This is a genomic window from Sediminicola arcticus (genome assembly GCF_040566695.1).
Classification (GTDB): domain Bacteria; phylum Bacteroidota; class Bacteroidia; order Flavobacteriales; family Flavobacteriaceae; genus Sediminicola; species Sediminicola arcticus.
In genome coordinates, this window is sequence record NZ_JBEXAE010000004.1 from 280,912 (window position 1) to 293,565 (window position 12,654).

General features: G+C 38.3%; 13 protein-coding genes. 7 read left to right on the forward strand and 6 right to left on the reverse strand.

The features are described from left to right. Position 1: 1 nt before the first annotated feature. Positions 2–925 (forward strand): homoserine kinase, encoded by a 924-nt coding sequence (locus ABXZ36_RS10450; RefSeq protein WP_354615464.1) that lies wholly within the window; start codon positions 2–4, stop codon positions 923–925. Positions 926–958: 33 nt separating this feature from the next. Further along, positions 959–2,254, forward strand: a complete 1,296-nt coding sequence (gene thrC, locus ABXZ36_RS10455; protein ID WP_354615465.1) for a threonine synthase — start codon at positions 959–961, stop codon at positions 2,252–2,254. A 24-nt stretch (positions 2,255–2,278) separates the two neighbouring features. On the opposite strand, the gene ABXZ36_RS10460 is transcribed toward thrC, so the two are convergent. After that, positions 2,279–3,889, reverse strand: coding sequence for an aminopeptidase P family protein (locus ABXZ36_RS10460; RefSeq protein ID WP_354615466.1), 1,611 nt, complete (start codon positions 3,887–3,889; stop codon positions 2,279–2,281). Between the two features lie 177 nt (positions 3,890–4,066). Between ABXZ36_RS10460 and gcvT the strand changes: the two genes are divergently transcribed. The 5 genes from gcvT to ABXZ36_RS10485 all read left to right on the forward strand — a co-directional run bounded on the left by gcvT (position 4,067) and on the right by ABXZ36_RS10485 (position 8,037). Next, the gene (gcvT, locus tag ABXZ36_RS10465) at positions 4,067–5,152 is read left to right on the forward strand and encodes a glycine cleavage system aminomethyltransferase GcvT (protein ID WP_354615467.1); all 1,086 of its coding nucleotides are present in this window, start codon (positions 4,067–4,069) and stop codon (positions 5,150–5,152) included. Beyond that, positions 5,152–6,066 carry a glutaminase gene (locus ABXZ36_RS10470; protein ID WP_354615469.1) on the forward strand — a complete coding sequence of 305 codons (915 nt, stop codon included), beginning with the start codon at positions 5,152–5,154 and terminating at the stop codon, positions 6,064–6,066. The genes gcvT and ABXZ36_RS10470 overlap by 1 nt, the downstream gene beginning before the upstream one ends. 3 nt (positions 6,067–6,069) lie before the next feature. Continuing rightward, positions 6,070–6,891, forward strand: coding sequence for a sugar nucleotide-binding protein (locus ABXZ36_RS10475; RefSeq protein WP_354615470.1), 822 nt, complete (start codon positions 6,070–6,072; stop codon positions 6,889–6,891). A gap of 82 nt (positions 6,892–6,973) precedes the next feature. Beyond that, the gene (locus tag ABXZ36_RS10480) at positions 6,974–7,261 is read left to right on the forward strand and encodes a 4a-hydroxytetrahydrobiopterin dehydratase (RefSeq protein ID WP_354615471.1); all 288 of its coding nucleotides are present in this window, start codon (positions 6,974–6,976) and stop codon (positions 7,259–7,261) included. Between the two features lie 65 nt (positions 7,262–7,326). Then, the gene (locus tag ABXZ36_RS10485; protein ID WP_354615472.1) at positions 7,327–8,037 is read left to right on the forward strand and encodes a YebC/PmpR family DNA-binding transcriptional regulator; all 711 of its coding nucleotides are present in this window, start codon (positions 7,327–7,329) and stop codon (positions 8,035–8,037) included. Between the two features lie 109 nt (positions 8,038–8,146). Here the strand turns inward: ABXZ36_RS10485 and ABXZ36_RS10490 are convergent, their stop codons facing one another. The 5 genes from ABXZ36_RS10490 to kdsB all read right to left on the reverse strand — a co-directional run bounded on the left by ABXZ36_RS10490 (position 8,147) and on the right by kdsB (position 12,653). Then, on the reverse strand, positions 8,147–9,037 hold the full coding sequence (locus ABXZ36_RS10490; protein ID WP_354615474.1) for a hypothetical protein: 891 nt from the start codon (positions 9,035–9,037) through the stop codon (positions 8,147–8,149). A 463-nt stretch (positions 9,038–9,500) separates the two neighbouring features. Next, positions 9,501–10,040 (reverse strand): 1-acyl-sn-glycerol-3-phosphate acyltransferase, encoded by a 540-nt coding sequence (locus ABXZ36_RS10495; protein ID WP_354615476.1) that lies wholly within the window; start codon positions 10,038–10,040, stop codon positions 9,501–9,503. A 70-nt stretch (positions 10,041–10,110) separates the two neighbouring features. Further along, a complete protein-coding gene (locus tag ABXZ36_RS10500) occupies positions 10,111–11,190 on the reverse strand; it encodes an iron-containing alcohol dehydrogenase family protein (protein WP_354615477.1) in 1,080 nt (359 codons plus the stop codon). A gap of 24 nt (positions 11,191–11,214) precedes the next feature. Next, the gene (locus tag ABXZ36_RS10505) at positions 11,215–11,934 is read right to left on the reverse strand and encodes an HAD family hydrolase (protein WP_354615478.1); all 720 of its coding nucleotides are present in this window, start codon (positions 11,932–11,934) and stop codon (positions 11,215–11,217) included. Further along, positions 11,925–12,653 carry a 3-deoxy-manno-octulosonate cytidylyltransferase gene (gene kdsB / locus ABXZ36_RS10510; RefSeq protein ID WP_354615480.1) on the reverse strand — a complete coding sequence of 243 codons (729 nt, stop codon included), beginning with the start codon at positions 12,651–12,653 and terminating at the stop codon, positions 11,925–11,927. The genes ABXZ36_RS10505 and kdsB overlap by 10 nt, the downstream gene beginning before the upstream one ends. Position 12,654 lies beyond the last annotated feature (1 nt).

A 12,654-nucleotide genomic window follows, 5' to 3' on the forward strand; every position in this document is an offset into this window, starting at 1 on the left:
TATGGAGGCTATAAAAGTATTTTGCCCTGCAACTATCGCCAATGTTTCCTGTGGTTTTGATGTCCTTGGACTGGCATTGGACTCTGTAGGAGATGAGATGGTTGTACGCAAGACTACCGAAAAGGGCATTAAGATTACCAAATTAACTGGGCAGGACTTACCTATGGAAACCCATCAAAATGTGGCAGGTGTTGCAGGCTTGGCCTTATTGGCTGAGAGCGATTACGATGGTGGTTTCGAAATTGAAATTTACAAGAAAATAAAGGCTGGAAGCGGCATAGGCAGTAGCGCGGCAAGCGCGGCCGGTGCGGTATGGGCCATGAACCAATTATTGGGCAAGCCCTTTAGTAATTTGGAGTTGGTAAAATTCGCCATGGAAGGAGAACGTTTGGCAAGTGGGGTTGCCCATGCCGATAATGTGGCCCCTGCTATTTTTGGAGGCTTTACCTTGGTCCGCAGTTATGCTCCTCTTGATGTTGTTAAGATCAATAGCCCAAGTGAATTATTCGCCACGGTAATCCATCCACAAATAGAAATAAAAACATCAGATTCTAGGAAAATTCTCAAGACCACCATTTCCTTGGAAGATGGAATAAAACAATGGGGAAATCTAGGTGGCTTAATCGCGGGTCTCTACACAGAAGACTATGGGCTAATAGGTAGGTCTTTAGAAGATTTTATTGTGGAACCAATTCGCTCCATTTTGATTCCAGGCTTCGACAAGGTCAAATCCGAGTCGCTTTTAGCAGGAGCTTTGGGTTGCGGTATATCGGGTTCTGGACCATCCATATTTGCTTTAAGCCAAGGAGAACCCAACGCCAAAGAAGTAGCTAATGCCATGCGTGAGGTCTATCAAAAAATCGGAATAGATTATGACATCCATGTATCAAAAATCAATATTGAAGGGATAAAAATTATTAAATAACCCTTATCATATAATTACTAAATCTATAATTAAATGAACTTCTACAGTCTCAACAAGCAAGCACCATCTGTTTCCTTTAAAGATGCAGTTGTACAAGGTATAGCCCCAGACAGAGGATTGTATTTCCCAGAAAGTATCTCCCCTTTACCAGCTTCTTTTTTTGATCGGATAGAAGACTTATCCAATCATGAGATTGCGTTTTTGGCGATCCAACAATTTATTGGAGAAGAGATTCCAGAAGGTAAATTAAAAGAGATAATTTCAGATGTTCTCGACTTTGATTTCCCGCTAGTGGAATTGGAAGAAAATGTAGCGACCTTGGAATTGTTTCATGGACCTACCTTGGCCTTTAAAGATGTTGGGGCTCGTTTTATGGCCCGTTGCCTTGGAGAGTTTTCTGCCAAGGAGAATAATGAGATAACGGTATTGGTAGCCACATCGGGGGACACTGGAGGAGCAGTAGCCAACGGGTTTCTTGGGGTTAAAGGGGTAAAAGTGGTTATTCTATATCCAAGCGGAAAAGTTAGTGATATTCAAGAAAAACAACTAACTACCTTAGGAAAAAACATCAGCGCCCTGGAGGTGGCGGGGACTTTTGATGATTGCCAAAGAATGGTAAAAACCGCATTTCTCGATGATGAACTTTCGAAAAACATGCAGTTAACTTCTGCAAATTCAATTAATGTGGCGCGATGGCTGCCCCAATTATTTTATTTTCTGTTTGCTTACAAGCAGGCCAAATCCAAAGGAAAGGAACTTATTTTTTCTATTCCTAGTGGTAATTTTGGAAATATCTGCGCAGGGATTATGGCGCAAAAATTAGGGATGCCCTGCAACCATTTTATTGCTGCTACCAACGTAAATGATATTGTTCCTAATTTTATGAAAACGGGTAGATACGAACCAAAACCATCTATTGCAACCATCTCCAATGCGATGGACGTGGGGGATCCAAGTAACTTTATCAGGATACGTCATTTGTACCAAGATGATTTTGAAACCATCTCGAAAAATATTTCTTCCTATTCTTTTACTGATGAAGAGACTAGGGAAGCCATGCTCAAAATCTATCATGATTGTTCTTATGTTGCAGATCCACACGGTGCTGTTGGATACTTAGGACTAAAGAAATATCAGAAAAATCACCCAAATACCTATGGTGTTTTTCTCGAGACCGCACATCCCGTGAAATTCTTAGATATTGTTGAGGACACCATCAGAGAAAATATTGATCTTCCTGAAAAGATTGCAAAAATAATGGACAAAAAGAAAATAGCAATTGCTATTTCAGGGTATAAAGAGCTCAAAAATTATTTATTATCTAACTAATTCCTATAACCTTAAATGTTCATATTAATCCAAGCTCGGCAAAGTAAAGTTGTCAAGAACACTAGGCATGGCCATTGTTTTCTCTATGGCCTCTGTTGTTCTTGGAGCCATACCTGAAAGGTTTATAGGACCTTTTTTCGTAATTAAAATATCGTCTTCGATACGAACAGCAATGCCCCACCATTTTTTATCACAATCACTACCTTCTGGAATGTAAATCCCAGGTTCAACTGTAATAACGGTATTTTCCTGAAATGAACCATAGGTACCCTTATCATGCACATCCAATCCTAAATAGTGGGAGGTTCCATGAGGAAAATAAGTCTTTACCTCACTCGCCGATGAAATAATACCAAGATCGATCAAACCTTTTGTGACAACCTCTAAAGCAGCCTTCCCAGGAGCTTGAAAAGGTGCTCCAACTACACTGGCCTTTATGCCTGCTTCCTGTGCATTATATACAATGTCATATATTGATTTTTGTTCTTTAGTGAATTTGCCATTAGCGGGAATCGTCCTAGTCACATCAGCGGTATACCCATGATACTCGGCCCCTAGATCCATCAATACCAAATCATTGCCTACCTTTTGTTTATTGTTTTCAATGTAGTGTAAAATACAACCATTGTTCCCACCACCAACAATTGAAGGATAGCCCTCGTACTCAGCGCCATATTTTTTATAAACATATTCATGAATTCCTTGTATTTCCGTTTCACTCATATTAGGATGCATTGCCTTCATTACTTCAATTTGCCCGACAGCAGATATTTCAATAGCCTTTTTTAACAAAACCATTTCCTCTCCCGTTTTCGTTTCTCGGAGCGTATTCATAATTTCCTCTAAAATTGTGGAATTTAAATTGTTAGATTTTAATTCCAACTTCACCTTTTCCTGGATCTCCTTTCGCTTCCCATTGTCTTCCGCATTTACATACCCCGTTAACAATTGATCGGATTTTAAATCTTCTTCATAATTTAAATACCTGCCCAAGGTTTGGGCTACATTGGCACTATTTTCAACATCCGTGGAGGTAATCATACTATAGATCTGCTGCTTTTTAGCATTATAGTCCGAAGGATAATTTGTTTTAACTTTAAATGTCTTTATCAAATCGAACAGGTCTGCATTACCTCTTAAATCCCTGTAATCGTTCTTAAAATCGAAAAATAACACACTATCAAAGCCTTTAAAATTGATATCCGATTTTTCAAATTCACTTCCATTAAATGCTATATCAAAGCCTAGCTCTTCTTTCACCCCATCCACTCCCAATCTTTTCCCATTCCACTGTTCAGCCCGTGGATCCTTTTCTTGTACATAAGCCAATTCATTAAAAGAGTTTCCATTGTCTGCTGTCTGGTTCTCAGAAAATATGATCAAGACAGAATTCGGTTCCTTATATCCTGTTAAATAATAAAAATCTGGATCTTGATGGTAGATATAGTCTACGTCATTGGCCCTGTTACGTTCTGGATTGGCAAAAAAAACAGCCACACTATTCGCGGGCATCAAGTCGCGCACCTTTTCCCTTCTCTCCTTGTGAAAATCCGCAGATAAAAAATCTGCAGGTCTCTCTTGTGCAGTTAACAATGCCATCGAAAAAAATAGAAAAAATAAGGAAGCAACTTTCATTTGGTTCATTTTTGATGGCATGAAAATAAATAATTTAATTGATATCTTAATAATAAGAACAAAACAAAGCTATTTTACCTTCATAATTCCTATTAACAATACTTTATATAAAACATTCAGGAACTCCTCTCCCCCATCTATTAATTTTCAATAAATTTGCACCACAAAACCAAACGAATGAAAAGTACAGCACTTACTAAAATACATGAATCATTAGGGGCCAAAATGGTGCCTTTTGCTGGTTATAATATGCCTGTTTCCTACGAAGGAGTAAATATAGAACACGAGACCGTTCGTAATGGGGTTGGTGTTTTTGATGTTTCCCATATGGGCGAATTTTTGATTGAAGGGCCAAATGCCCTAGATCTCATTCAAAAAGTAAGCTCCAATGATGCGTCCAATTTGGAAATCGGGAAAGCACAATATAGCTGTTTGCCTAATGAAACAGGAGGTATCGTAGATGACCTTATTATATACAAACTAAAGGAAGAACAGTATTTATTGGTGGTTAACGCCTCCAACATAGATAAGGATTGGGCCCACATTACCAAATACAATGCATCCATAAATGCAATTATGAAGAACATCTCAGAAGGATTTTCTTTATTAGCGATTCAGGGCCCTAAGGCCATTGAAGCCATGCAACCACTAACCGATGTGGATTTGGCCAATATTAAATTTTACACCTTTGAAGTAGCCCCTTTTGCAGGCGTTGATTATGTGATTATTTCTGCAACTGGATATACTGGCTCTGGCGGATTTGAAATTTATTGCAAAAATGAAGATGCAGAACAAATCTGGAAACGTGTTTTTGAAGCCGGTGCAGCTTTTGGAATACAACCTATTGGCTTAGCAGCAAGAGATACCTTGCGACTGGAAATGGGATATTGCCTTTATGGAAATGATATTAATGATACAACATCCCCACTGGAAGCAGGATTGGGTTGGATTACCAAATTCACTAAGGATTTTGTAAACAGCGAGGCTTTGGCCAAACAGAAAGAAGAAGGAGTTAAACGCAAACTAATCGCTTTTGAACTGAACGAAAAAGGTATTCCAAGACACGATTATGATATTGTGGACGAAAATGGATCCAAAATAGGTATTGTTACCTCCGGCACCATGTCCCCGTCAATGGGAAAAGGAATTGGTCTAGGATATGTCCCTACAGAACTGTCCAAAATTGGAAGTACTATCCATATCCAAATAAGAAAAAATAGCATACCGGCCACCGTAATAAAATTACCTTTTTACAAAGCTTAATGAACAACTTCCAAGATGTATTGGAACATATTGCCCACAATTTTAAATCGGTGAAAGACCGAGGCACAGTTGCTTCCTACATTCAAGAATTGGCACATATAGATAGGAATAAATTTGGTATGCACCTTATAGACGCACAAGGAAATCATTTTGGAACAGGGGATTCCGAAGAAGCATTTTCCATACAGAGCATCTCCAAGGTACTCTCCCTCTCCCAGGCTTTTGCCATAATGGGTGATGAACTATGGAAACGTGTAGGTGTAGAACCTTCTGGTGACCCTTTTAACCACCTATCATTATTAGAACTGGAAAATGGTATTCCAAGGAATCCATTGATCAATGCTGGTGCTCTTGTAATAGCCGACATATTGATTTCACATTTGGAAAATCCGAAGGCCGACTTTCTTGCCTATGTAAAAAGTATGGCTAATGATGAAGACATAGCCTATGACGAGGTGGTGGCAGAGTCAGAAAAAAGATCGGGGTACAAAAACTTTGCTGCAGCCAATCTATTAAAGTCTTACGGGAACATAAAAAACAATGTAGACGATGTGCTCGATTTTTATTTTCACCAATGTTCTCTGAAAATGTCCTGTAGACAACTCACGGAGGTATTCTACATATTTATGAATAGGGGTAAATGCCGCAGAGGGAACGCCTTTTTAAATATCAACCAGGTAAAAAGGGTCAACGCCATCATGTTGACCTGTGGTTTTTATGACGAAGCCGGCGAATTCGCCTTTGAGGTCGGCCTCCCAGGAAAAAGTGGAGTCGGTGGTGGTATAGTGGCCTTATTGCCAAATCAGTACTGTATAGCAACATGGTCTCCTGGACTTAATGCTAAAGGAAATTCAAAACTGGGGATGATCGCCTTAGAGCAATTTACCACACAAACTGGATTATCAATTTTTTAATTATTGGAGACTAAAAAAATTCTCATATTAGGTGGAAGTGGATTCTTAGGCAATGCCCTATATAAAGAGCTTTACCCCTATTTTGACACTTACGGAACATACTATTGTGCTCGAAGATCATTTGAGGACAATAAGAAGTTTTTCCGATACGACTTGCAGGAAGATGACATTGTTCCCTTATTAGAAAAAATAAAGCCCAAATTGATCATTTCTGCCTTACGCGGTGACTTTGCTTCCCAAATTCAGGCCCATCAACATATGATGGAATATATCGAGAAAAACGATTGCCAAATATATTTTATTTCCTCGGGAAACGTATTTGATGCTTACAGTAAATTTCCTTCTTACGAGTATGACAAAACCCTGTCCTTAAGCGTGTACGGAAGACTCAAAATTAAAATCGAAAACATGCTGCTCCGATTGCCCAAAGAAAAAATGGGTATTATTAGGGTCCCAATGGTCTTTGGCAATAACTCGCCTAGAATAAAAGAATTAAAGACGGCATTGGTTAATAATGAGCCTATTGAAGTCTTTCCCAACCTTATAATTAATGTGTCCAATGATGATAAGCTGACCCAGCAGATTCATTACCTAATCAATAGAAATAAAAGTGGCATTTACCATTTAGGAAGTATAGACCTGGTGCACCATGAAGATTTTATAAAAGACATCGTAAAAAAATTAGGCCTTTTCAACCCCATTTTTAAAAGAGTATTTACCACTAACGAAGACCGTTTCTTAGCTGTTTTACCAAAAACGAATACATTACCAAAAAACTTACAGGTAAATTACCAAGATATTATAGACCATCATATTTATAGTTAACTCACAAAATAAAAAAGTACAGTTAAATACTATTCCTTGGCATTTGTAATGCCTAACTTAGTAAAACAAAAATCTTAAGAAGATGAAAAAAATGACACCGCAGGAAATAGAGGAACGTTTGGATCAACTGGAAGGTTGGGATTATGCCGATGACGCTATACAGACCACCTTTGAATTCGAAAACTTTAAGGAGACCTTCTCTATTATGACACGTATTGCCTTTGAATGTGAAGCTCAAAACCATCATCCGGAGTGGAGCAACGTATACAAAACCTTAACTATTAGGTTAAGCACACACGATGCAGGAGGCGTAACTGAAAAAGATTTTAAACTGGCAGCTACCATTGAAAATATCGTAGAAAGCGAATAAAACTGATCTTGCATCAGTTCTAAAAATTATTACATTTGCCAACAGCATTATAATCGATTAAAGAAATGGGAAGAGCTTTTGAGTTTAGAAAGGCACGTAAAATGAAACGTTGGTCTGCCATGTCCAAAGCATTTACAAGGATAGGTAAGGATATTGTTATGGCTGTTAAAGAAGGTGGACCAGATCCAGATTCGAATTCTAGGCTAAGAGCAGTCATTCAAAATGCTAAAGCCGTAAACATGCCCAAAGACAATGTAGAACGCGCCATAAAAAGGGCGAGTGACAAAAGTCTTGGGGATTATAAAGAAGTATTGTTCGAGGGGTATGCCCCTCACGGGATTGCCATATTAGTAGAGACTGCCACCGATAACAACACCAGAACGGTTGCGAATGTCAGAAGTTATTTTAATAAATGCAACGGGAGTTTGGGGACATCGGGTTCGGTGGAATTTATGTTCGACCATACATGTAATTTTAGGATACCAGCTGAAGGAATAGATCCTGAAGAACTGGAATTGGAAATGATCGATTTTGGAGCAGAAGAAGTATTTGCCGACGAAGATGGCATCTTAATCTATGGACCGTTTGAAAGTTTTGGTTCTATCCAGAAGGAATTGGAAACAAGGGGCATCGAAATCCTTTCTTCCGGTTTTGAACGCATTCCACAGATTACCAGAGAGCTTACAGAAGAACAAATTACAGATGTAGAGAAACTGCTGGAAAAAATAGAAGAGGACGATGACGTGCAGAACGTTTACCATTCTATGCAGGAGTAACGTAGATCCTATTTTAAAAAATAAAAAAAGGGCCATTGCAAATGCAATGGCCCTTTTTTAACTAAACAATCTAAAATAAAACCAAACTAACTAACTTATTACTATCTCTTTAATTACTATAAAAATAAAGTGAAGATGCTTTAGACAACGTATAATTTGTGCTTGGAGCTATATTGCCCTCTGCGTTGGTATTTGTAAAAGCCAATACCCTACCACCACCATTGGCAGCATTAGCAATAAAAACTGTATTGGAAACAGCGTCGTAATCTACTGAAACAGGATTTTCCATCATCGTGGCAGAACCTGCAACCCTTGTTTGATTCCCGGCCACGGCCATTACACCTCCATTACTTACAGCACTGAACTTAGAATCGAAATTTGTGATCACATGAAAACCTCCATCGCTATCCGATGCAGCATCCCCTATGTCCGTTAAGATCATAGTGCCATTTCTGTAGGCCAAACCATGGGTCCTAACTATTCCTTCTATGGCTATTCTTTTGGAAGCACTCACCGTTGCATTGGTCGTCTTAGTCACCGTAAAATTAGCAAATACCGCTAATTGATTAGTCTTATCCACCACGGCATATAAATCATTGTCCCCCATTTCTATTCCCCAGAGTGCAAAATCTATAGTCAGGACATTTCTTAAGGTCAATGCACTATTTGCCCTTGAATAAACAAACAATCTACCATCTGCGGTTGCCGTATCCACATCTGCGTTATCCGAAACAATTACAAAACTGTTGTTCACTGCTATATCCCTTGGGCTCTGAACATCCGATGAACTGGATATTGAAGCCGTAATTGCAACACTTCCTAAAATAGATGAAATACTTGTGTAGGCATTGATTTGATTGGATGAACAGGAAGCGAGAATGATCTCGTCCGTATCCCCATCATAATAAACTCCTTCGGCTGCTGATGCTGAAGTGGTTAGTTTCTTTGACTCACCAGTATTCATATCATATAACATCACCGTCATTGTTATTAGTGGCATAGAGCTGAGCACTTTTTAGTGAATCTTGATTGTCATTATCATCCTAATAACAAGAAGGCAATGCTACTACTGCCACAAAAAGGGACAAACCTGATTTTAATATATTCCTATTCATAAATGTTATTGCTGTTATTTCACTTACCTACGGAAAATCAATAAACAGGGTTTTAAAAAAATAAAAATCTTTTTTGGGCTGGGAAGAGAAAAGTTCTGATATGAGTTTTAAAACTCAATGACACTCTCAGATTAATTTTTTATTCAACTCATGGGCATCGGATGTTGTTCAAGATAGGTGCCATAGCATTTCACAAGGAAAAATTACTTACCATGGTATTACAAACTGCAACATTCAATTAATTAAGGGTAATTCCTTACTTATAGCTGCATTAACAATCCATGTAAAAAAATACATAGATGCATTTTGAAATGAAGTTGGCTAGGGCTGGTTTACGATAGATACTATCTAGAAGCTATATTCTGGAACCTTACCCAAGACACCTTTATAAAATTCCTTATACACCTTTAGGTCTTGCTCCATATTCTCAGAAGGGAAATGTGGTTGAGAAACCTTGATCTGTTTCTTGCCAAAATCAAAAGCTACCATCACTATGGGCACCTTGGCTTCTTTGGCTATATAATAAAACCCAGTTTTCCATTCGGTTACCTTTTTACGGGTTCCTTCGGGAGCCAATGTTAATCTAAACACCTTTCTAGTTTCAAAAACTTTTGCGGTTGCCCTAACAGTATCATTACTTTTACTACGATCAATCGGTGCTCCACCCGTCCATCGAAAAAACCAACCAAAAGGAGAGTCAAAAAGACTTTTTTTGCCAATATAATTGATCTCCTGATTCCAAACCTTTCGTATCAATAACCCCAAAAAGAAATCTACCCAACTAGTATGAGGTACTACGATAATCACGCATTTATCTACGTCCGGAAATGTACCTACTGTCTTCCATCCCAATATTTTATAATAAATAAATTTCGCTAGTGCCTGCATAGTAATATTGAATTTTAAAAATCAAAGTATAGATTTTGTTAAACACAAAATCAATTCTTATCCTTAAGGATTATATTTTTTCGTAAATAGATTTCAATTTTTGTGGTGTAATGGTTTTTCGCCACTCTTTACCTACTGCATTTTCCCAAAGTGGCTCCAAACTCATAGCCACTTTAATCATGGTATCAAATTCAGACTCACTTAAATTAGCACAGATCCCTTTTGGAAGTTCTATCTGATGCTTTTTCCTCATTTGATCGAACAAGGCCACCCCTTCTGGATAAAATTCTTCCAAATGTTGAAATACCAGACAATTGCCAATACCATGTTTAACCCCCAATAGATAAGAAAGTCCATAGCTCAATGCATGTGCCACTCCTACTTGGGAATACGCAATACTCATACCTCCATGCCAAGAGGCCATCATTAACTTATCCCGGGAATCTTCAGGTGATAATGCATCAAGATAAACTTCCTTGCACAACTCCAATGACTTCTCCCCATAACTTTGGCTAAAAGCATTCAAGTAGGTTCCATTAAGGGATTCTACACAATGGATATAGCAATCCATACCAGTGTAGAACCATTGTTTCTTTGAAACTCCTTGGGTTAAATCTGGATCTAAAATCACTTGATCAAAAGGAGTGAAATCTGAATTGATTCCTAATTTTTTCTCTGGCCCCAATAAGACAGTAGTTCTGGAAACTTCTGATCCCGTACCACTGATTGTGGGTATTCCTACATGATAAATTGCAGGTTTTTTGACCAAATCCCATCCTTGATATTCCGAAGCACTTCCTGCATTAGTTAACATTATTGCCGTAGCCTTGGCTAAATCCAATAACGTACCTCCACCAATTCCAATGATCCCTGAAGGCAATTCAGAGTAACTATTTTTAATTTGGGCGACTAAAGCGTCAACCTGATGTGTTTTTGGTTCCTCTTCTGCAGAAATAAAAATGATCTGATCATTAAAAAGCAAGGGAATACTATTTACTAAAATATGCCCTTCAAAAACATCATCAACCAAAAAAATAAAGGGAACCTCTGAACTCCTCCTTTTTGGCAACAATATTTCACCGAGTTGTTTAAAACAACCTTGGCCGAAAACCACTCTAGGCACCATAGGAAAATTCCTGTATTTTGTCATACTAGAGATCTAATGTTTATTGCTTTATTTAGCTATTTTGCCTTCTGGTAGATATTTCAATATATCTGTCAGGGTATTTAATGTTAAATGTCCGTTCCCTTGTTGTTCTTTAGGCACTTCTTCATGGGCCCAAGTCGTATGAAAAGGAACATGGGTTGCCTGAGCCCCAATATTGATTAAGGGTAGAACATCTGATTTCAAGGAATTGCCTATCATCAAAAATTGAGAAACGGGAATCTCCAAATGATCCAATAAATGTTGGTAATTCTCTTCCTTTTTATCACTCAAAACCTCCACGTGATGAAAATACTTGGACAACCCTGATTTTTCCAATTTTCGTTCCTGATCCAATAGGTCTCCTTTTGTCAAAACAATCAACCTATAATGATTCTCTAGTTTCTGCAACACCTCTTCAACGCCTTCTAATAATTCTACTGGACGTGATAACATCTGTTTCCCTATTTCGATAATCTCGGAAATAGTAGCTTGCGGGATTTTGTTGTTAGACAATTCCAAGGCAGATTCAATCATGGACAACATAAACCCCTTAATCCCATAACCGTAAAGGTTAAGGTTCTTTATTTCCATTTTAAAGAGTTCTTGGTCTACCTTATTTTTGGTCTCATAGTTCTCCATTAAATTGCAAAATTGGTCTTCTGCCTCTCTAAAATAAGTTTCATTAACCCAAAGGGTATCATCGGCATCAAAACCAATAACCGTAATATTGCTGTAGTCTACTTCCATACTTTCTTTGCTCTTTCCAAATCTTCAGGAGTATCAATTTCTATGCCTGTCACATGGGTCTCTACCATTTTTATTTTTTTGCCGTATTCCAGATACCTAATAGCCTCTATTTTTTCTGTGGCCTCCAACACCAACATTGGTAAACGTTGAAAATCCATTAAAGCACTTTTCCTAAAGGCATAAATACCTTTATGTTTATAATATGGCGCGTTCGCCTCTTTAGCCCTTGGATAGGGTATGGGAGATCTAGAAAAATAAAGGGCAAAGTTGTTTTGATCCACAATGACCTTAACGGTATTAGGATTGCTGATTTCTTCCCAATCTGTAATTTTAGTCATTAAGGAAGCCAAATCGATTTCTTTATTAGGGTCGTGCTTAAAAACCTCCAATACACTCGCTAAACTTTCCTTTTCGGTAAAAGGTTCATCACCCTGAACATTTACAATAATATCAACATCCATATTTGTAACGGCCTCTGCAATCCTATCACTACCGCACTCGTGCTCCTTGACGCTCATAATCGCCTTGCCCCCGGCCTTTACAATAGTATCAAATATAAGAGCACTATCTGTAACTATATAGACCTCATGAAAAAGCTGGGTACTAACCGCCGCTTCATAGGTTCTCACAATAACGGGTTTCCCTACTAGATCCTGCATCAATTTACCTGGAAATCTAGAAGCCGCGTAACGCGCGGGGATCATTGCTATAATTTTCATT